Source organism: Pedobacter suwonensis, assembly GCF_900111825.1.
Taxonomy (GTDB): domain Bacteria; phylum Bacteroidota; class Bacteroidia; order Sphingobacteriales; family Sphingobacteriaceae; genus Pedobacter; species Pedobacter suwonensis.
Genome location: NZ_FOJM01000003.1, coordinates 181,574 through 202,161 on the forward strand (window position 1 = coordinate 181,574; position 20,588 = coordinate 202,161).

17 protein-coding genes and 1 pseudogene are annotated in these 20,588 nt (G+C 39.1%); 6 read left to right on the forward strand and 12 right to left on the reverse strand.

From position 1 onward, the window contains the following. The 7 genes from BM107_RS05250 to BM107_RS05280 form a co-directional block, all read right to left on the reverse strand. Positions 1 to 1,512, reverse strand: coding sequence for a tagaturonate reductase (locus BM107_RS05250; RefSeq protein ID WP_090981018.1), 1,512 nt, complete (start codon positions 1,510 to 1,512; stop codon positions 1 to 3). 75 nt (positions 1,513 to 1,587) lie between these two features. Beyond that, positions 1,588 to 2,610, reverse strand: a complete 1,023-nt coding sequence (pelA, locus tag BM107_RS05255) for a pectate lyase (RefSeq protein ID WP_244278735.1) — start codon at positions 2,608 to 2,610, stop codon at positions 1,588 to 1,590. Positions 2,611 to 2,798: 188 nt separating this feature from the next. After that, positions 2,799 to 4,733: a glycoside hydrolase family 88/105 protein gene (locus BM107_RS05260; protein WP_317614795.1), complete on the reverse strand. Its 1,935-nt coding sequence runs from the start codon at positions 4,731 to 4,733 to the stop codon at positions 2,799 to 2,801. 4 nt (positions 4,734 to 4,737) lie between these two features. Continuing rightward, a complete protein-coding gene (locus BM107_RS05265; RefSeq protein WP_090981021.1) occupies positions 4,738 to 6,411 on the reverse strand; it encodes a glycoside hydrolase family 28 protein in 1,674 nt (557 codons plus the stop codon). Positions 6,412 to 6,569: 158 nt separating this feature from the next. Next, the gene (locus BM107_RS05270; protein WP_090981419.1) at positions 6,570 to 7,526 is read right to left on the reverse strand and encodes a pectinesterase family protein; all 957 of its coding nucleotides are present in this window, start codon (positions 7,524 to 7,526) and stop codon (positions 6,570 to 6,572) included. A 319-nt stretch (positions 7,527 to 7,845) separates the two neighbouring features. After that, positions 7,846 to 8,097: a DUF6814 family protein gene (locus BM107_RS05275; protein ID WP_090981022.1), complete on the reverse strand. Its 252-nt coding sequence runs from the start codon at positions 8,095 to 8,097 to the stop codon at positions 7,846 to 7,848. Between the two features lie 5 nt (positions 8,098 to 8,102). Next, positions 8,103 to 9,626 carry an MFS transporter gene (locus BM107_RS05280; RefSeq protein ID WP_090981023.1) on the reverse strand — a complete coding sequence of 508 codons (1,524 nt, stop codon included), beginning with the start codon at positions 9,624 to 9,626 and terminating at the stop codon, positions 8,103 to 8,105. A gap of 151 nt (positions 9,627 to 9,777) precedes the next feature. On the opposite strand from BM107_RS05280, the gene BM107_RS05285 reads away from it, so the two are divergent. Next, positions 9,778 to 10,668 carry a bestrophin family protein gene (locus BM107_RS05285; RefSeq protein WP_090981024.1) on the forward strand — a complete coding sequence of 297 codons (891 nt, stop codon included), beginning with the start codon at positions 9,778 to 9,780 and terminating at the stop codon, positions 10,666 to 10,668. 18 nt (positions 10,669 to 10,686) lie between these two features. Here the strand turns inward: BM107_RS05285 and BM107_RS05290 are convergent, their stop codons facing one another. From BM107_RS05290 to BM107_RS05310, 5 genes are all read right to left on the reverse strand, one after another. Further along, positions 10,687 to 11,238 carry a TlpA family protein disulfide reductase gene (locus BM107_RS05290; RefSeq protein WP_090981025.1) on the reverse strand — a complete coding sequence of 184 codons (552 nt, stop codon included), beginning with the start codon at positions 11,236 to 11,238 and terminating at the stop codon, positions 10,687 to 10,689. Between the two features lie 63 nt (positions 11,239 to 11,301). Then, complete coding sequence (locus BM107_RS05295) at positions 11,302 to 12,669, reverse strand: S41 family peptidase (RefSeq protein ID WP_090981026.1); 1,368 nt, start codon at positions 12,667 to 12,669, stop codon at positions 11,302 to 11,304. A 131-nt stretch (positions 12,670 to 12,800) separates the two neighbouring features. Further along, positions 12,801 to 14,087 carry a hypothetical protein gene (locus tag BM107_RS05300; RefSeq protein WP_244278736.1) on the reverse strand — a complete coding sequence of 429 codons (1,287 nt, stop codon included), beginning with the start codon at positions 14,085 to 14,087 and terminating at the stop codon, positions 12,801 to 12,803. 147 nt (positions 14,088 to 14,234) lie between these two features. Beyond that, entirely contained in the window at positions 14,235 to 14,762 is a 528-nt protein-coding gene (locus BM107_RS05305) for a hypothetical protein (RefSeq protein WP_244278737.1), read from the reverse strand. After that, positions 14,755 to 15,312 (reverse strand): RNA polymerase sigma factor, encoded by a 558-nt coding sequence (locus BM107_RS05310; protein ID WP_208864337.1) that lies wholly within the window; start codon positions 15,310 to 15,312, stop codon positions 14,755 to 14,757. The genes BM107_RS05305 and BM107_RS05310 overlap by 8 nt, the downstream gene beginning before the upstream one ends. A 1,055-nt stretch (positions 15,313 to 16,367) precedes the next feature. Here BM107_RS05310 and BM107_RS05320 point away from each other — a divergent pair. The 5 genes and pseudogenes from BM107_RS05320 (at position 16,368) to aspS (ending at position 20,517) form a co-directional block, all read left to right on the forward strand. Further along, a complete protein-coding gene (locus BM107_RS05320) occupies positions 16,368 to 16,772 on the forward strand; it encodes a hypothetical protein (protein ID WP_090981029.1) in 405 nt (134 codons plus the stop codon). A 358-nt stretch (positions 16,773 to 17,130) separates the two neighbouring features. Further along, positions 17,131 to 17,355, forward strand: coding sequence for a DUF2798 domain-containing protein (locus BM107_RS05325; RefSeq protein ID WP_090981030.1), 225 nt, complete (start codon positions 17,131 to 17,133; stop codon positions 17,353 to 17,355). A 29-nt stretch (positions 17,356 to 17,384) separates the two neighbouring features. After that, positions 17,385 to 17,954, forward strand: coding sequence for a Crp/Fnr family transcriptional regulator (locus BM107_RS05330; protein ID WP_090981031.1), 570 nt, complete (start codon positions 17,385 to 17,387; stop codon positions 17,952 to 17,954). A gap of 37 nt (positions 17,955 to 17,991) precedes the next feature. After that, positions 17,992 to 18,623, forward strand: a pseudogene (locus tag BM107_RS05340) (DUF4272 domain-containing protein). A gap of 148 nt (positions 18,624 to 18,771) precedes the next feature. Beyond that, positions 18,772 to 20,517 carry an aspartate--tRNA ligase gene (aspS, locus tag BM107_RS05345; protein ID WP_090981033.1) on the forward strand — a complete coding sequence of 582 codons (1,746 nt, stop codon included), beginning with the start codon at positions 18,772 to 18,774 and terminating at the stop codon, positions 20,515 to 20,517. The last annotated feature ends 71 nt before the right edge of the window (positions 20,518 to 20,588 follow it).

Sequence of the window (20,588 nt, forward strand, 5' to 3'; positions counted from 1 at the left end):
TTAAATTTCTGTTTCTGAATGCAAGTTACTTAAAGTTTCTTTTGCTCCTTTGTTCTGTAATAAATCAACGTACGATTTTACGGCTGCGTTAAAGCCTGGATAATTATTAAGGTTTTTATCCCACAGACGCCTGTCGCCTAGGGTATTATCTATAACGGTTTCTGGGTTTTTCCAGTATTCATATAAAATTTCTGCAAATTCGTCCTGTATGGGGTAGGTTTTTCCGTTTACACTTGCTGTGTAAGTATCACCCTGTTTATCCACATTCATGAAAAGGATGTAGGCAGCTACACCCAAAGCAGTAAGCTGAGGCACTTCATTTTTTAAAGCATAATATCTCCTGATGAGCGGCATATTACGCATTTGCATTTTTGAGGTAAAATTTAGCGTAATGGCCTGCCACTGGTGTGCTAAAGATGGATTGCTAAAACGGTCGATTACACTTTCTGCAAAGGCAATTGCTTCACTGTAGGTAATATCCTCATTCACCACCACAGGCGCAATTTCATCTTTCATCAGTTTTAATACATTGGCCGAGAAATCTTTATTTGCCATGGCCTCTTTCACGGTATCGAAGCCTGCTAAAATAGCCAGCCCGCAGCTAATGGTATGTGTACCATTAAGCAAACGGAGTTTAAGTTCTTTAAATTTATCAATGGAAGGAACAATAAAGATACCTTTATCTGCTTTTGCAAAAGATAATACTTCTTTCACTTTTTTGCTTGATGATTCGATCGCCCAAAGCCGGAAAGGCTCGGCCATGATCATCAGTTCATCTTCATAACCCAGTTCATTTTCAACGGCTTTTTGCGCTGCTTCCGGAAGTTTTCCTGGCACAATTCTGTCAACTAAGGTTTTGCAAAAATGATTGGCTGTTTTTAACCAGTTTTCAAAATCCCAGCCTAATTTATTGTGGATAGCCAGATCAAGCAAAATTTCTTTCAGTTTGTCGGCATTATCACTAATGAGTTCTGTTGGCACGATCACCATTCCGCTTTCTACTGACCCGTTAAAGGCTTTATAGCGTTCGTGCAAAAAGGCAAGCAGTTTGCCAGGGTAAGATTGTGGAGGATAATCAGTGATTTTATCTTCGCTTTTTACAATGCCTACTTCTGTGGTATTAGAAATTACGACCTGCATTTCGGGCTGGTGAGCAGCTTTTAAAATTTCTGTCCAATCCTGCGAAGCTGCTAAAACCCGGCTTATCGAAGCATTAATCGAATTTTCTTCAACATTAACCCCATCCTCAATGCCTTTTACACAAAGTGTATATAAATTATCCTGTTTCGAAAAGGCATCAGCACCACCTTTTGCTGTAGATTTAACAACAAGTACACGACCGTTGAAAATTCCTTTCTGATTGGCTTTATCAATAAAATAATCAGGTAAACCACGCAGTAAAACCCCGGTACCAAACTGGATTACCCGCTCTGGTAATGCTAAAATTTCGGGTGTAGGTTTTGTAACCTTTTCGCCGTTAATGTTCTTTAAATTTTCTTTGTTTAAAATCATTGCTAATGTTATTTGGCCACCAGGGCAACGAGGCACAAGGTGAATTATATTTCTTTTTGAAGAGTATACTTCTGTTTATTTGCCATTTGTGGTTAACCACTTCGGGTACTCTTTTTCAATTAATTTCTGCGCCCAGTTGCCATACCAGGCATACCCATTGCGCCTTTCAAGGCTTAATTCTTCTAATTTTGCTTTAATCGTATTGTCGCGATCACCAAAAATCGGGGTATTTTGATCAAGGTCGTAAAAGCGCGCCCAGGCAATTGCCGTTGAATCTTGGATCAAGGCCGCAGCTTTGACATTGGCTTTAGGATTTTTCGGCCTATCAAAACGGAAGCCTACAATTTTATAGGTATCGAACCATTTTACTGCAGCGGTAATGGCATTTTTTTCTGCAACAGAAGGATTTTTGATCCGCATTAAAAAGCGTACAATCCCTACAGATTCGCTGGTACTCAATGAGGCTGGCTCAAAAGCCCTGGCCTTTGCGGGCAACATCGAATCTTTATCATACTGTGCAGCCCAAATGCTTAATACGCCATTTTGTTTCACCTGCGTTTTTAAAATACAATCAATTCCCTTCGCAACTGCTTTTCCTGCTTTTTTCATGTAGACTGGGTTTACCACATCGAAATCATTTGTTTGCGTGGCAATATCCTGTAATATGTTCAGCACATTGATCATTGCATCATCGTTGTAAGTAATCTCCGATCGGTAAGAAGATTGATCAGGATAATATTGTGGCCAGCCACCATTGGCATACTGTGCCGATAAAATATAATCGAGGCCTTTTTCAGCAGCAGCTAAATAAGCTTTGTTCTGCGTTTTTTTATATGCCTTTACCAGGTAAACAACTTCTCTACTGGTAGCTTTATTATCGAAAGTGGCATGTAAATCTTTAGTTGCCTTTATTTTATCCAACAAGGCTGGTGTTAAATCCGCGTCGTAGTTAACTACACTTTTATCTTCCAGTTGCTTTGGCCAGCCGCCATTGCCTAATTGATAAACCAGCATTTTATCTGCTGTAGAATCAACAGATTGTTGTGCATAACACGACAATAATAAAGTGCTGCAGATTAGGCTTAACAATATTCTCATTTTCATCATTCTGTTTGTTCCGTGGTCTGCGTCATCACAGACCATTAATTTTATTTTACGCCATGGTTAGTTTTTACCACCGAGACACAGATTAGCACGGAGTACTTTTCCTTCTCTTATACCGCGGTTCTTGTCTCTACAAACCACTATTTATCTGTGTTCATCCACTTCATCTGTGGTTAATAAATCTATTTCTTCCCCGGCACTTGCTTGATCAACCAATTCACCAGATCATTCGTGGCTTTAAAATTTTCAAACTCTGCAGGTAGTTTTCTACCATCGATATATTCATTATAAAACCATGGATCACCGACGGCGAAAACTGTCCCTTTGCCATATTTTGCGGTGGCAACAATCACGTCTCCCTTATCGGCTAAAGCAGAAACAGCGGGACTCTTAGCCACAAGAGTCGATATTTCTTTGATGTATACTTTCTTAGCTGTTTTGAAAATAACGTTTCCTTCCGGGATTTTTATTGCTCCTTGTTCAAAATTCATACCCTGAACTTTGTTTCGGCTATCCTCATTAAAATGGATTCCGAAGGTTTCGGGCAAAACATTGAATTTTGAAATTTCGCAATTGCCTGCATCGTTTAGGAGCAGTACCAAAACCCCACCAGCTTTCACCCAGTCTGCAATTTGTTTCGCATGCTCAGCATTCATGTAGTTGGGCTTCGCAGTTTCTTTTTCAGTATCCGGATCTACAATAATATAAATATTGCTGCCTTTTAAGTTTACAGTTGTTGGTGCAACTTTAAGCGTATTGGTTTTTACACCAGCATCGTTAAACATTTTTCCGAATAGAGAAAATCCATTGTTATCATCTTCTTCCCATAAGTAATGGAAAGGGATTTTATCTCCGGTTGGGCCAACCATATACTCATTATTGAAAAAATTATCAATGGTAACGGTTAATCCTTTTCCCGGTTTTGGCAACTGGTTTATTTCCATTTCAGCAGCAGCGCAAATAAATGCGCCTACGCCTTTCGGATCATTGGTAATTACTTTTTCACTAATGTAGTAGTCGAAGCTTCCATCCCGGTATTTTGGTTTTCCACCCAAACCGGATACGGAAACTGTTTTAGTCAAATTTATCCTTTCAGTTCCTGCTTGTTCCACAAACTCTTTCTTTAAACCCGCATAACCTTTATTAGCCGCAGCCATAAAAGATGATGCTAACCAGCCTTTACGAATGCCTTTAGCCAAACCATACACAAACATGCTCGATGCCGAACTTTCCAGGTAATTTCCTCTTCGGGTTGGCATATCTAGAATATCAAACCAAACACCTGATTTTGGATCCTGGTATTTCACTACTGCAGTTGCCGTACGATTTAAAATAGCCAGTAGTTCTTTCCTTTGCGGATGATCTGCAGGAAAATTATCCAGCACATCCACCAAAGCCATAATGTACCAGCCCATTGCCCTGGCCCAAAAATTTGGCGAACGCCCGGTTATCTTGTCTGCCCACTGTTCGGTTTTGCTTTCATCATAGCCATGGTAAAGCAACCCTGTTTTTGCATCACGCGAGTTTTTTTCCATCAGGATAAACTGTTTAGCAATGTCATCAAAAGCAGCATCCTTTTTCATCAGTTTAGCATATTCAGCGTAGAATGGCTCACCCATGTATAAACCATCCAGCCACATCTGGTTTGGATAAATTTTCTTGTGCCAGAAACCACCCTCTCTGGTACGCGGTTGTTTTTGCAGCTGATCGTATAATTTAGTTGCGGCTAACAGGTATTTCTGCTGCCCGGTAACTTTATACAACAGCAATAATGAGCGGCCATTTTTGATGTTATCAATATTAAAATCTTCCGGTTTATATGTAGCAATGTTACCTTCCTTATCCAGATAGGCATCCATCGAACTTTGGATATATTTAAAATACCTCCCGTCGCCGGTATTTCGCCAAACGGCAGCTGCACCTTCCAGAACAACCCCCATGTCGTAAGTCCATTTGGGGCCTTTGGCACCTTTTAGCAGCGTCGTATCCTGAAACAGTTTTTCCATCGCAGTTAAGGTTAACTGTTCAGATAACTTTTTTTGGGCAAACCCACGTTGTGTTAAAACAGAAAAACCAATAAATGCAACTATTGTATATAAGATCGATTGTTTCATCATGTTGTTATTTTGAAATTTCCAGTGCTTTTTTTGCTACACCTGTACCTAAAACGACAGCTGTTTTAGCTTTAGAAACATCCGTTGCAACAATTTTTACACCTTTTGTTTTTTCGCCGGAAACATCAAAAAGCAATTTGCTGTTATCAGGGTACTTTAAGCTGCTGATATTGATATTTGATCCATTCTGGATCATCACCAAGGGACTGGTATTTTCTGCAATGATGTTGATGTTCTTCAGAAAAATTCCGGTAGCTTCAATGATTTCGATTCCTTTTTTCGCTTTGATGGTTACGTTTTCCAGGTAGATATCCTTAATGTTCATTTCAGGTAAACCTCTAAAAAATATCGCTTTTTCGGCACCACTAGCCACTACATCCTTGATATAAAAGTTCCGGAACTGTGGGGTAGCTTCGGTAACAGGAACGGTAACGGTTTTAATGGCTTCCCGCTTTTCGCCAGCCAGGGGAACCGGATCAACAGCTGCATAATACATATCGAATAAAATGGCCTCGCCGGGAATATCAATCATGTTGATGTTATTGATATAAATATTCTCGACCACACCGCCACGGCCACGAGTAGTTTTAAAGCGTAAACCAATATCAGTACCGATAAAAGAACAGTTGTACACCCAGATGTTTTTTGCCCCGCCACTCATTTCGCTACCGATTACAAAACCGCCATGTGCATGGTAAACCACATTGTTTCTAACGATCACGTTTTCAGTTGGTATACCCCGTTTGCGGCCCGCTTCATCTCTTCCTGATTTAATGCAGATTCCGTCGTCTCCAACGTCAAAAGTGTTGCCTTCAATCAATACGTTTTTACATGATTCTACATCAACACCATCGCCATTTTGTGCAAACCAAGGGTTTTTTACCTGCAAATTTCTTAAGGTTAGATCTTCACAAAGCAAAGGGTGTAAATTCCACGCCGGCGAATTCTGAAAGGTAACCCCTTCTAAAAGTATTTTTTTACAGCCTGTTAACACCAATAAATTCGGACGAAGAAAATCTTTGATATCATCATAGTCTGCGGCAGTTTTGCCAGCTTCAATTACACCGGCGTTTTTGGTATTCGAGCCTTTAAGGGTTTTTTCAGATGGGTACCACATCTTTCCGTCGGCTTTAACGATGCCTCCGGATGCTACGAGATTCTTCCACTGTGTTTCAGTAAGTTTATCTTTTTTAACCATACGCCAGGCACCACCATTCCCGTCGATAATTCCTGTTCCGGTAATGGCAATGTTTTCAAGGTTCATCCCTGAAATCGGGCTTTGGTTCCGCCATGCGGGTTGACCTTCCCAGTTTCCCTCTACCAATTTGTATTGATTAAAATCTGCCGTAAATTGTAGGATGGCATCGCGTTTAAGGTGCAGGTTTACGTTGCTTTTTAGTTCGATAGGACCAGTTAACCATAAACCCGACGGGATTAACACCACTCCTCCGCCTTTTTCACTCACGCTGCTAATGGTTTTATTAATGCTTTCGGTATTTAAGGTAATACCATCGCCTTTTGCGCCAAAAGCAACAATACTCGTGGTATCTTCTTTAAATTTAACCTGCCGGATAATGGGTAAGCCTGGCTTTTGTTGCGCCATGGCAGAACCAGCTGCTGTTAAAACTAAGCAAGCGAGAGCTACTTTAATATGGCATAAACGGCCAGAAATATGTTTCATTATTTGCGCTGTTAAATTATACTTGGTTATTGTAATAACAAGTGTACGTTGTTTGAAGTTAAAACAGAAGAGAAATCTATGCAATCGTTGCCGGAAAATGCAGCAAAACACTCATTACAGACAGAACTTTAAACACAGTAAATCAGTCGTTTACAACATTATTTTGCTTCAGGATTCCATCCACGGAAAACGTTTTCTAAAATATAGCCTTTATATTCTTCATCTGTCAGTTGGTGTGACCATTTTACCCTGTTTTTAGGATCGGATCCTTTTCCAGTACTCTTATATTCAGCAAAATAAGCCGTTTTTTCATTGCTTTCTTTATCCCAGTTGTTCCAGCCTTCCGGTCGGATAAAATCAGGTAATTCGCAGTTGAGATAGGCCACTTTTGCGTATGGCCTCCATGGACGGCCCAAATAAAAGCTATTGGCTGGTGCATCGCCTTTGATTGTACATCTGTTGAGAACGTAGCCAAATTTTGTGGTATCAGCCGTTGAGGCAGCCGTAATATAACCTGCTTTTTTGCAAAAAATGGTACAGCTTTCGAACCAGGCCGTCGATGCCCCGAAGATAAAGTCAACCGTACCTTCAATATAGCAGTTTTTATAATACTGACGGTTATTGCCTCCATAAGTATAAAGCGTATCCTGAAAGCCCAAAAACCTGCAATTGGTAAAAATTAATTTATCTCCACCTGCCCAAACCGCTACAGCCTGTCCTACAGGGCCTGATGAATTCTGGAAAGTGATATTCTCAGCTGAAAAGCCTTCGGCATAAATGTAAAAGCTTGATGAGCCGGATGTCCCTTTTTCTTCACCAAAAATATTCTTTTTCCGGGCGTAGTCATCATAAGTTAAAATGGTTTCATTTAAACTTTCGCCAATAAATTTCACATTCCTTTTAGAGCCAGGTAATATCAATTTCTCTTTATAAACACCCTTTTTGATAAAGATTACGGTTATTTTATTCCTAAAATCGGGCACCGCATGAATGGCCTCCTGTATGGTTTTAAAATTTCCACTTCCATCTGCAGCCACAATAAAATCAGGTTTTACATCAGCGGCATTTGCGGCAAATGATAATACAAGCAGAAAGAACAGGCTGATTACTTTCATATCCATTTGGTTAGGCTAAAATTAAAACCGGCCACGTAAAAGGTTAAACTTCATTACGCAGCCGTATTTTAAAAATATATGATGAACAATTTTAAACATTAAAACTCAGCAGAAAGAAGTTTTTTATAAATTAAACATTGCAAACGATGTCGGGAACGATTGCATAGTATTGACTTAAATTTATAGATCTCTCCGTTCTGCATTACTCCAGTTTAAGATAACGGCCACATTAAAGAATTCTGCAATGGTGGCGGAGTATAGCGAGGTCAAGGATACCAAGGCCCGGAAGCTAAATCTTTGAGGAGCTTAGCTAAAAAAACTACAATTCTTCGGAACTTTCTGGCAGGTGATCGTACTCACCTTTCCAGGCATAAAAGCCAAATATCATCAAACCCAGGCTAATGGGGAGGAAAATAAACAGAATAATTGCCCACTGCAATATGGTATTGGTACGTTCGATATCGGTATGCGTTAAGCCTACCTTATCTATCGCCTGGATAAACAAAAAAGTCATCGTTAATGGTCCTAAAACCATCCAAACAAGGCCTAAAAATTTCTTTAACGTATTCATCTTATTTAATCGTTAATTTTTTCGTCTCTTTTATTTGATAAATAGATTGCGCCAATAACCAAACTTAGCGCTGCTACCCCAATTGGATACCAAAGACCGGACAATGGTGTGGCGCCTGAAAAACTTGCAATTAGTGTGGCAATAAATGGCACAAGCCCCCCGAAAACACCATTACCGATGTGATAGGGCAGCGACATAGAGGTGTACCTGATTTTGGTCGGAAATAATTCGACCAGGAAAGCCGCAATTGGACCATAAACCATGGTAACCAGCAAAATCTGGAAGAAAATCAAGCCAACAAATTTCCAGAATACCGGTGTTGGCAAAACTTTATCTTTTATAATTTCTTTGCCCAAAAGAATCCCCCTTGTTGCAGAAACGGTATCTGTTTGCACCCTGTTAAAGGAAGCTCCGTTTTTAAGGCTTACTTTGGTAGAAACGGTTCGTAAGCTATCGGTTAAATTTTCCATTAAAACAGCAGTTGCGCGAGCTGGGGTGACAGCTAAAATATCAGCTTGTTCAATTTTGGTATAATCGGTATCATCTAAAAAGACCTGATATATTGGCCGGTAAAACAGAATGCCTAAAAGCATTCCACTTAACATGATCCACTTTCGTCCCACCCGATCACTCCAGGCACCAAAAACCACAAAAAACGGTGTAGCAAAAGCAATTCCCCAGAGTAAAATATACCGCGAATCGTTAAAATCCAGCTTACAGGTATTTTCTAAAAAGGATTGTGCATAAAACTGTCCGGTGTACCAGACTACGCCTTGACCCATTGTGGCGCCAAACAATGCCAGGAGCACCATTTTAAAATTAGCCTTATTGTTAAAACTTTCTTTTAATGGATTCTTCGAAATATTTCCTTCAGCTTTCAGTTTAGAGAACAGGGGCGACTCGTGCATTTTCATGCGGATGTAAATCGATACCACAACCAGTACAATCGATAACAGAAAAGGGATTCTCCAACCCCAATTTCCAAACGTTTCGGCACCCAGGATATTTTTTGTGATCACAATAATCCCTAACGAGAGGAATAAACCCAATGTAGCGGTGGTCTGGATCCAGCTGGTAAAAAAGCCACGTTTGTTTTTTGGGGCATGTTCTGCCACATAAGTAGCCGCACCCCCATATTCGCCACCTAAAGCCAAACCCTGGATTAACCTCAAAACTAAAACCAGAATTGGGGCAGCATAACCAATGCTTTTATAAGAAGGGATCAACCCGATAAAAAAAGTCGATCCGCCCATAAGCACCAAAGTGAGCAAAAAAGTATACTTGCGGCCAATTAAATCACCAAGTCTGCCAAAAACCAATGCACCAAACGGACGAACAATAAAACCCGCCGCAAAGATAGCCAGCGTGTTGATTAAGGCTGATGCACCTGCATCCTCCGGAAATAGCTGATGACCAATGATAACCGCAAGGCTGCCGAAGATGTAAAAATCATACCATTCGATCAATGTACCCAAAGAGGATGCACCGATTACTTTAAAAATATTGTTCTTGGGTAAATGGTCGCTCATAAATGGTCAGGAATATTTGGTTTCCCAAGATAAACATTTACGCCATAAACGGCAACCTGTAATCTTCGTCGCTTAATTTGTTACATGATCAAACATTTTGGCTTTAGTTTTGTAATTTCATCCGGAGCTCATTCATTTTCCGTCATATTATATGTTGTTAATACAGAATATCAGATTAAGTAGAATTTTAAGAAATACGTGGCAAGTTGACCTGATTATGATTGCCTCCTGCACCGTAGCTTATCTCGTACGCGAATATTTAATCTCCCATCATTTCTCCGTTCCATCTATCATCCCAACACTTTTAGGTACAGCCATTGCTTTTTTTATCGGTTTTAATAATAACCAGGCTTACGATAGATGGTGGGAGGCAAGAAAAGTTTGGGGCGCTTTGGTAAATGATTCACGCTCTTTTGCAAGGGCGTTGCTCAATTATGTTGATCAAGACGAAGAAAGCGTAAAACGTATGATTTACAGGCATATTGGTTTTTTATATGCCTTAAAGGCCAATTTGAGAGGAACGATAGATGAGATTTATACCAAATATTTAACCGAGGCCGATCTGAAAGAAATAGAAAAACATACCAACAAGCATAATGCCCTTTTAAATATCCAATCGAGAGATTTACAAAGATTATCAAAATCAAATGCTATTGATGGCTTCCGTTTTATTGAAATCAATGAAATGCTGACCAGATTTTCGGATTCAATGGGCATGAGTGAGCGTATTAAAAACACCATTTTCCCTACTACCTATTCTTATCTGACTAAAGTATTTATCTGGCTGTTTGTCGTAACATTTACCCTGGTAATCAGTGAGGATGCAGGTCCGGCATCTATATTTTTGGGTTGGTTGATCGGTTTCGTATTTGTTTCTACGCAGATTAATGGAATGAGCCTGGTTAACCCTTTCGAAAACAATTCGGCTGGTGTTCCGCTTAACCAAATTACAAGAACGATAGAAATCAATCTCCTGCAAATGCTTGAAGAAGAAGAAATTCCAGAGCCCGTTAAACCTATAAATGACGAATACGTTCTCTAAAACTTTAGGTTTCTTACATCAATCCAGCTCTTTGAGTAATAACGATTTTAATTTTTCTTCAAAAAGAGCCGATTTAGCTTTAAATTGCGGATCGCAAAAAGAAATGTTGGCTGTGGCATAAACAATCTTACCATCCTTTCCAACCAACACATTCGACGGAAAACCATGATTGATATTTAGGTTTCTAATCTCATCTTTGCTTAATGATACAATTTCATATTGGTAACCGTTGCGCTTTTGAAATCGTTTGGCACTGGCGGGGCCATCATGTGTAATGCCAATAAACCGAACGGACTTTTTACCATATTTATCCACAAAATTATTCAATTCTGGCATTTCGGCTATACAGGGTGGGCATTTCTCAAACCAGAAGTTAATCACTACCACCTGGTTTTTAAGGTCGATATTGGAGAACGGCTTGTTATTGACCGTTACCCCATTAAAAGTGGGTAAGCTTTTCCCAATCAGATCTTCGAAAAAAGTTTCCTGCGTAGCCCATTTAACCGGGGCATCTTGAGCCAGCGCGGTAAAAGAAAAGATATTCAACAGCATGATCAGATAAATTTTCATCGGCAATAAATATAAAAAAGTCTCACCTAATAAGATGAGACTTAATCATTTATTTGGTGTTGACTATTTTATCTTCTTATTGAGGTAATCAAGTGCTGTGTTTAAGGTTACGTCTTTATTGGCAATAAAATCCTTTAGCGTTGGAATTACTTCTATATCTGGTTTTACACCATTACCTACAAACTCACGACCATCTGGGTAGGTATCCTTTTTTGTGCAGACTCTCGCACTTCCACCGCCGGGTAAATCGAAGAGGTATGGCTGTCCGGTACTTCCGAAAGAATTTCTGCCAATTTTGGTCATGTGCTTTTGATTGTCTGCGTAAATCAAAAAGTCTTCAGCGGCCGAAGCAGTATTATGTCCAATTAATAAAACTGTGGGTACTACGATCCGCTTTGCCGAGAGTGTATTTTTAAGCGGATAATAATCAAAATTATAGAAATAATTATCCTGATAGGTCAGAAATGCCTTTTTATTCCATTCGCTATTTACCGTATCTTTTGCAGAAGTGTATTTACCCCAGGCCTTGAATGCAGAAGTGAGTTGTCTGGTAGAATAGCGTGAGCCATAAAGTAAGCTGTCATTGGTTAAATATTTTAATATATAACTTCCAATTCCTGTACTTCCGCCTCCATTGTTCCTTAAATCAATAACTATTGCTTTGGCTTGGTATAAATCCGGCAACTTAGTCAGAAAAAGAGAATCAATTTTCTCCTCTCCAAAGGAGTTTAGCGCAACATAAGCTACCTGATTAGGATACCATTTAAAATCAAGAAGCGACGATACTGCAGGAAAGGCCGGATAAATTTCTTTTTCCGCTGTTTGCCCATGTGTTAATTTTAAACTTAAAACCTGTCCTCCTGGTTTTTTAATTTTAATTTCAAACTGGCTACCCTCAATCCCCTGAAGTAATTTACTGATACACCAATCCTGTAAAACATAGTCAGTAGAGGAAGAAATATATGGAGAAACGTTTTCAGCTATATATTTGTCCGTGGCCTCTCCATTTACCGCTATTATCTCGCTTCCAACCGGGATCTCATCTTTCTTGCTCAGGTTAACATGTGTAATGATTGCTTTATTTTCTACATTCTCAATAAACAAACGATAATCGCCGAACATGGTATTCAGCGGTTCGAAATCTTTACCGCCCGGCATATAAATATTGGTATGCCCATCTTTAAGCATCGCGCAAAATCTTTGCATTTCCCGATAGTACTCATAGTCATTAGGCGTTTCAGGTATCGTATTAATTAATGCTTTATAAGTACTATCCCATTTCACCCGGTCTATTTTGTTTAAATAAACGAAGTTATAATTTACCTCCTGCCAAAATTTCGATAGTCCATAAATTTTATCTGCTTTGGTTAATTTATTAGGTTGAGCTAAAGCAGCCAATGGCAAAAGCATCAATAAAATAATTTTTTTCATTATTTGTTTTATTTGTCTGTTGTATTTAGGGCTTCAATTCTTTTGCCAATCGTCTGTACAAAATTTAGGCATTATATTAAAAAAGCCCTGCCAATGCGGCAAGGCTCCTTGTTTGTTTGGTTTATGAGGTCTTATTTAAAGGTAATGGAACCATATTCAGATCTGATGGATACGTTTGCAGCGCCACCGCTACCGATTTTGCCCGTATACCGTTTGGTTTCATCATCTTTGCTAACCAAACTTGATGTTACGTTTGAACCATATTTAAAGCCGGCATAAGAAGTAGAAACATTGAAATTACCATTATAACGATCTGCAAAGCCCAATCCAACATTTGCATATTCACCCCCGAAAGTAAAGTTTTTACAGGCCGGAGTAATTTCATTCACATTTAAGCGGTTATAATCCATTTTGATAGTCGCATCACCGTTCAACGTACCTAAATTAACGTTAGAATATTCTGCGTTAACAGCAATTTTACCTGCTGATGCAATGTTTAAATCGCCATAAGCCTGTTTAACTACCGCATTTCCTTTAACCGTATTGATGTTTACTTTGGCATATTCGGCACTCAAGAGCAAGTTGCCACCTATGGTGCCAACGGTTAAGCCTTTACCATATTCCACTTTAATATCTGCAGATCTTCTGATGGTATTGATGTTTACGGCTACGTATTCAGCAACGAGTTCCAAAGTCCCTACAGCACCAATAGTTACAGGTCCGTTATATTCGTGCTTAATCACAGCTGCATTTAAATCCTGAATATCACATTTCCCGTACTGAACATTGATATAGTTGTTGGTATTGCTGAGGTTTCCTGCTACAAGATTGCCGTATTCCACTTTTAGTGAGGTTGGGCCTGCAAAATTACCCATTTCAACATTACCATATTGTTGTAGCACAGTTAAAGGGTTTACTGCCGGCATAAACACCGTGTAATTCACCTTTAATTCCCTTCGCCAGGTAGTTACTCCATTTTTTACCCCGCGTCCATAACGTCCGTTTCTGTCGCCCATGTTAGTTTTGAATGAAACCACGTCGCCATTTTTAGTAGCATCAATACTTACCCCATCGATCAATTTCTGTACATCACCATCTGAGTTGGCATAGGCTTTAATATCTATATCCACACGCACCTCTTTTTTATCCCAGGTTTTAATTACAATAGATCCGAACTGATTATTTAAATTCACTTTATCATTTCTATCTATATTAAAACTTTTGCTAAATGATTTTGAACGTTCCGCATCGCTGCCCGTTTGCTTATATTTTGAGTTACTTACCATCGCTATCAGCGATGATTTCTCCACATTTTCTACAAGCACTTTCTCCGATGGACTATTCACCATCGCTTCTTGCGCACTGGTTTTTACGGCAATTAAAGCCAAAAGGGCCAAAAATATTTTTATTGTTTTCATGTTGTTAAATATTAAACACCTGTATGCTTAAAACCTGCCGGCTGGCCTTAAACTTTCGATGTGGTGAGCGTTCTCCTCTTAGCATCAAGTGTGTTGAATCAAGCATCAAGACCGATTTCAGTATCAGAGCTGTTTTATTGCCCTGTATTAAATCTGGTTAACTCTTTTGTAATCATCAACTTGGTTAATAATTAATAATTGTTGTTTTAATAACTGTAATTGTATTTCACGGTTTTTAACCATAGCCTTTACCACAAAAGTCTGGTTGGGCGAAGTTGGCAACTCTGCTTTTAATTTTTCGTAATCTTCATCGAGTTTTCTTAAATCAGCCGTAAATTTTTTATAAAGTTCCGGATTTGCAGAGGCAAAAATGGCTAAGCTATCCCTCTTTTCGGTAATTAGACCAGTAAAATGAACTTCCTTTTTGGCATATGAAGCACTAACGTCGGCTATTTCTAAATCTTTGTTTTGCAATTTCCCTACGTATAACCAGACCAAACCAAAAACGACTACTACAGCTGCCGCTGCGCTCATCCATAAATACAGTTTTACCGGTTTTTTTTTCTTTTTGTGATCTAAATCCTGTTCAATTTTTGCCCAAAGATCTGCCGAAGGCTCCATGATATCGAAAGCTTTTCGGTTTTCTTTTACAAAGGTTTCTAATCTATTATTCATCTCTCATCCCTTTCATTTCTAAAATACTCTTTAACTTTTTTTTAGCCCTCATGTACTGTGTACGGCTGGTATTTTCGCTTATTTTTAAAATGTGCGCAATTTCTTCATGGTCATAACCCTCTAACAGGTACAAACTCAGCACCACCCTGTAGCCGTCTGGCAATTGGATAATGGCCTGCCTTATCTCTTCGGCCTGTAACTGCATTTCACTGTAATCAAAACTATCTTCATCAGGCACTTCCGATATTTCGTCTGTACTTACAAACTCCATCCTGCGCTTACGCAGGTAATTGATGGATTTGTTGATCACTATCTGCTTTAACCAAAGGCCGAAGGTAGTTTCCTGTCTAAAATCGACAATTCTGGTAAATGCATCTAAAAATGCTTCCTGTAAAACATCTTCTGCCTCTTCCTCATAATTTAAAATGCGCAGCGCCACATTATACATTGCCTTGGCATACAGCTTGTATAATTCAAACTGTGCTGCGCGACTGCCCTGCATGCATTTTTTTACGAGTTCGAGGTTTTTATCGATGTATACGGCTTCCAAAATTTCGAATATTCTGATGATAAGACATCAGTGATTTTAAAACGTTGCATCAAGGTAAAAAAAATTTTAAAATATCTTAATTTCTGGTTAACACTGCGGAAATATCTGAAACATAGTATATTTAAATTATCTCAGGTAAGATATTTTCACTTCTGAATCGTCAATAAATTCAGCATGACGAATACATATAAATCAGGCTCTTTTAAAGCACTACTTTAACAGATGACTATTGATATTCAGGTTTTTGGAAATGAGGGGTTCTGTGCCTTTGGCATGTTCAGCCCTGCTCTCCCTCCAGCCAATTTGAAGGAAATTGGCGTCCGTCCGATCAGGTTTATTTAAGCTAAGCATGTGCCAGAAACCCAAATCTTTAATTAACCCCTTAAAATAGCTATTGTAAACAAACCTTGTTAATAAATCTGACAGCAGCGAGTAGCACTGAATGGAGGGAAACGAAATAAGGACTACAAGCGAATGGCGGGTCTGCAGCACCTATGAAATGCTGCCTTTCATTTCCAAAAAAATAGAAATACTTTTTAAGTGTTTGGGAAATGCAGGGTTCTGCACTTTTCGCAATTTCAGTCCCGCTTTGGGTACGAGTTACGATGAAGGATCGGAAGCGCTCCCCCGACAATCAGGTTTATCTTATCTGAGCCTCCGCGAGGGACCTGCTATTTTGAACAAACCCTTGTTAATAAACCCGACAGCAGCGAGTAGCCCGGAATGGAGGGAAACGAAATGAGGACTACAAGCGAATGGCGGGACGAAAGCACCTATAAAATGCTACCTTTCATTTCCAAAAAAATAGAAATACTTTTTAAGTATGGGGAAATGAGGGGTTCTCCACTTTTCGCAATTTCAGTCCCGCTTTTGGTACCACTTAAACAACCCCCTTGTTAAATAAACCGATGAAATGCTGCCGCTTATTTCCAGAAAACAGAAATGATTGATAAGTATCGGCAATTAAATGCCTTTGCTTTTTAACATTTATGGAAATTCAGCTGCGAGTTCATCATAAATTTGAAATCCCTGATCCAAACCGCTAACTTCATGGCATGGAAACCGACTTAATCATTTCAGCAATAAACGAAATACATAAAAAAGCAAACCTGGCGCTGGAGAGTAAAGATGTCGTAGCGTATACGGATATGTTTGCCGACGATTTGAGTTTCACACCCTTTGAAAAAACTGCGATAAACAAACGTGATTTTACCATCGACCTAAAAAAATATTTCAGCGGAGCCAAAACCATACAAACTAGTCATTATAGAATCAGATCTTCTGCAGAGAATGATATTTTTACTGAGAAAATTGCACGTAAATCGGTTCTTATAAAACCAAACCTGCTTATTTTTTCAAAAAAACAGACCGTACAGACTGAAGAAATTTATCATTGGAAAAATATTAAAGGAGAGTGGAAGGTAGTTGCGCTTGAAATTGTGCTGGAAGAAAAATATTAAACTTTCATTATGAATATCTTCAAAAAAAACCATGAATCGAATTCAGGCTAGGGATATTGCTTTTAAAAAATGTGCAAAAATTAATTAGCCACAGAAATCACGGAGTAGATTAAATTTTTTCGTGTTTTTCGTGCTTCCGTGGCAAACATAACGCTTAAGCATGCGCAGAAAGAGCTGGAAACTAACAGAGAAAAGTTAAAAGCGATTTCCCTAGAATTCCGGTTTCTAAATGCTATTCATAAGAAATATTTTTATCAGGTTTGTCATGTTACTTAAATTTAGCTTGCTTCATTTTTTGACTTACATCAAAGGTTAAGTTTTTTAATACGCTCAACTTTGGTGTATTAAAAAAATCAATATGAAAAAAGAACATTTCAAACACATCAACACACTTTTTGTGGTGATCCCAATGACCTTAATTATGGCATTTGTGGGTTTAATGCGAAACTATGGTTTCGGCGAGGATTGGTTCCTCAAATTCCTGAAGGCCTGGAGCGTAATGTTACCCGTAGCTTATCTGGCAGCTTTCATTATTATTCCCAACGCACGTAAACTGGCTGAGAAGGTTACCTCCAAAACCTAAACATTGTTACATTTGGTAAAAGTCATATCATGCAAGAACAGCTTTCCAGTTATATCAGCGCAAAAATTATCATTAGCGATGCGGAGCTTGAACAGGTATTGTCTTTTTTCAAGATGATGCAGGTAAAGAAAAACGAAATCCTGATCAGTCCTGGGGAAACATGTCAGCGTCTTTACTTTATTGATAAAGGTTGCTTACGAATTTTCTTCCTAACGGCCGGTGGTACGGAAGCCACCCGGCATTTTGCTTTTGAAAATCAGTTTGCCTCAGCCCTGGTAAGTTTCATTACCAACGATATCTCCAAGGAATATGTCCAAGCTGTAGAAGATACCAGTCTATACTACATTTCTCAAAACGATTTTCAACAGTTGCTTCAAATGATCCCGCAGTGGGAGAAATTTTACCGTCATTATCTGGAATATGCTTACGTAACCAATACCAACCGCTTAATGTCGTTTATTACACTTGATGCGACCGAGCGTTACCGCCAGTTGCTGGCGCAGAATCCAACTGTGGTAATGCGCCTGCCTAATAGGATGGTGGCTTCTTACCTGAACATATCACAAGAAACGCTGAGCAGATTAAAATCAAAAGCATAAATTTAGTTTGTGATGCTAAATTAAATTATCATTAAATATGACTGCCCAACAACGTAAGGACCAAACTGAAATAATCCTAAAAGAAAATAACATCCCGATAAATCAATATTTACCCCTGATAGAGGAAGAAAGCGAAGCGGTAATCAGACCTGCCGCAGATATTGCTAAACGGATTTTGATTCTTGCATATTTAAATACCACAATTGATAATCGTGATGATAGAGAAGATATTATCGCTTATCTCAAAACAGAAAAGTTATGGGGCCACGTTTCTCAAGAGAGCAAAAACTTTTCACTAAAGATATATTAAGTGAAAAAGAGACTATTAGCATTTCTTGGACAATTGAATGTCTTTATGTAATGCTCTGGGCCATAAATAAGATCGATGATTTAGGTTTACCTAGGGAAGAGGCATCTGGAACAGTCAATTTGATCCCAGGATATATGGAGTCAAGTGAAGAGTTTATAAATGGGGCGGTGATCAGGGATACTACTGAAATCCTTGATGCCTCTGATTTAATTTATAGAATACATTGGGCAGTAAGACAGTCTGGCATAGATGATATAGTTCAAAATATCAATCAGGATGTAGTTCCGGAATGGCATCGGGCAATTAATTGGATCACGTTTTATGAAGATAACTGGGATCATATTACAACAGATACCTAATTGTTGAAATTGCCAACTATTTTTCTTTGTGATCTTTGTGCCTTTGTGGTCAAAGCAATAATAATCATTAGCAAAATTTTCCTTAAATCTTCTATCTTAAACTTTAAAACAAAATCGGTATTTTTGCCGCTCAATTTAGATTATATATATGTTAAGAACAGTAACTTGTGGTGCATTAAACCTAAATAACTTAGGCGAAAGTGTTACGCTATGTGGTTGGGTACAAAAATCAAGAGATTTAGGCGGTATGACTTTTATCGACATCCGTGATCGTTATGGTATTACCCAGTTGGTTTTTAACATGGACGATAATCGCGGGCTTTGTGAAACCGCACGTACTTTAGGCCGTGAATTTGTGATCAAAGCGGTAGGTACGGTTGTAGAAAGAAGCAATAAAAACCCAAAAATGCCGACCGGTGAAGTAGAGATCAAAGTTTCTGCTTTGGAGATTTTAAATGCGGCGAAATTACCTCCATTCATGATCGATGATGAAACAGATGGTGGTGATGAGTTGCGTATGAAATACCGTTATTTGGATCTACGCCGTAACCCGTTGCGCAATAACCTGGTTTTACGTCATAAAATGGCCCAATCGGTTCGCCGTTATTTAGATGCCTTAGATTTTATTGAGGTAGAAACGCCTGTATTAATTAAATCGACGCCAGAGGGAGCGAGAGATTTTGTGGTACCTAGCCGCATGAACGAAGGTGAGTTTTATGCTTTACCTCAATCGCCACAAACCTTTAAACAATTATTGATGGTTTCAGGTTTCGACCGTTATTTTCAAATTGTAAAATGTTTCAGGGATGAAGATTTAAGGGCCGACCGTCAGCCGGAATTTACGCAAATTGACTGCGAAATGTCGTTCATTGAGCAGGAAGATATTTTAAATACTTTTGAAGGCCTGATCCGTACTTTATTTAAAGAAGTACGTAACTATGATTTACCAGAGGTACCTCGTATGCAATATGCAGATGCGATGCGTTTGTATGGTTCTGATAAACCGGATACCCGTTTTGCCATGCAGTTTGTAGAACTTAACCACCTGGTAAAAGGCAAAGGCTTTCCTGTATTTGACAACGCAGAGTTAGTTGTTGGTATCAATGCTAAAGGCGCTGCAAGTTATACACGCAAGCAACTGGATGAACTAACAGATTTTATCAAACGCCCGCAAATTGGCGCCACAGGCTTGATTTATGCCCGTCATAATGACGATGGAACCATAAAATCTTCCGTAGATAAATTTTTTAATGAGGAAGACCTCAAACAATGGAGTGAGGCTTTCGCAACAGAAAAAGGCGATTTGTTACTGATATTAGCTGGTTCTACAGATAAAGTACGTAAACAACTGAATGAGCTTCGCTTAGAAATGGGTAATCGTTTAGGTTTACGCGATAAAAATACCTTCTCTGCCCTTTGGGTATTGGATTTTCCGCTTTTGGAATGGGATGAAGAAACCGAACGTTACCATGCCATGCACCATCCGTTCACCTCGCCAAAACCAGAAGATATCGCTCTATTGGATACCAATCCTGGAGAAGTACGCGCCAATGCCTATGATTTGGTCATTAACGGGACAGAAGTAGGTGGCGGATCTATCCGTATCCATGACCGTGCGTTGCAGGCTTTAATGTTCAAACATTTAGGCTTTAGCGCGGAAGAAGCACAAAAGCAATTCGGTTTCTTAATGGATGCATTCGAATTCGGTGCACCTCCGCATGGCGGTATTGCCTTTGGTTTCGATCGTTTAACCTCAATTTTTGCTGGTTTAGATTCTATCCGCGATGTAATTGCCTTCCCTAAAAACAATTCGGGCAGAGATGTGATGATTGATAGTCCAAGTACGATTGACGAAAAACAATTAAAAGAATTAAAGATAAAGACGGATTTGTAAAACCCATTTTAATCTGAGTAAATACCATTATCCTCTGGCGAATCTGGCAAAAAAGTCAAATTCACCAGAGG

Bases quoted from the DNA above. Each gene is read 5' to 3' on its own strand.
- BM107_RS05260 (WP_317614795.1), bottom strand. From the start codon at position 4,733: ATGATGAAACAATCGATCTTATATACAATAGTTGCATTTATTGGTTTT.
- BM107_RS05305 (WP_244278737.1), bottom strand. From the start codon at position 14,762: ATGAATAATAGATTAGAAACCTTTGTAAAAGAAAACCGAAAAGCTTTC.
- BM107_RS05275 (WP_090981022.1), bottom strand. From the start codon at position 8,097: ATGAATACGTTAAAGAAATTTTTAGGCCTTGTTTGGATGGTTTTAGGA.
- BM107_RS05265 (WP_090981021.1), bottom strand. From the start codon at position 6,411: ATGAAACATATTTCTGGCCGTTTATGCCATATTAAAGTAGCTCTCGCT.
- BM107_RS05325 (WP_090981030.1), top strand. From the start codon at position 17,131: ATGAAAAAAGAACATTTCAAACACATCAACACACTTTTTGTGGTGATC.
- aspS (WP_090981033.1), top strand. From the start codon at position 18,772: ATGTTAAGAACAGTAACTTGTGGTGCATTAAACCTAAATAACTTAGGC.
- BM107_RS05250 (WP_090981018.1), bottom strand. From the start codon at position 1,512: ATGATTTTAAACAAAGAAAATTTAAAGAACATTAACGGCGAAAAGGTT.
- BM107_RS05320 (WP_090981029.1), top strand. From the start codon at position 16,368: ATGGAAACCGACTTAATCATTTCAGCAATAAACGAAATACATAAAAAA.
- BM107_RS05285 (WP_090981024.1), top strand. From the start codon at position 9,778: ATGTTGTTAATACAGAATATCAGATTAAGTAGAATTTTAAGAAATACG.
- BM107_RS05290 (WP_090981025.1), bottom strand. From the start codon at position 11,238: ATGAAAATTTATCTGATCATGCTGTTGAATATCTTTTCTTTTACCGCG.
- pelA (WP_244278735.1), bottom strand. From the start codon at position 2,610: ATGAGAATATTGTTAAGCCTAATCTGCAGCACTTTATTATTGTCGTGT.
- BM107_RS05270 (WP_090981419.1), bottom strand. From the start codon at position 7,526: ATGAAAGTAATCAGCCTGTTCTTTCTGCTTGTATTATCATTTGCCGCA.
- BM107_RS05280 (WP_090981023.1), bottom strand. From the start codon at position 9,626: ATGAGCGACCATTTACCCAAGAACAATATTTTTAAAGTAATCGGTGCA.
- BM107_RS05330 (WP_090981031.1), top strand. From the start codon at position 17,385: ATGCAAGAACAGCTTTCCAGTTATATCAGCGCAAAAATTATCATTAGC.
- BM107_RS05295 (WP_090981026.1), bottom strand. From the start codon at position 12,669: ATGAAAAAAATTATTTTATTGATGCTTTTGCCATTGGCTGCTTTAGCT.
- BM107_RS05300 (WP_244278736.1), bottom strand. From the start codon at position 14,087: ATGAAAACAATAAAAATATTTTTGGCCCTTTTGGCTTTAATTGCCGTA.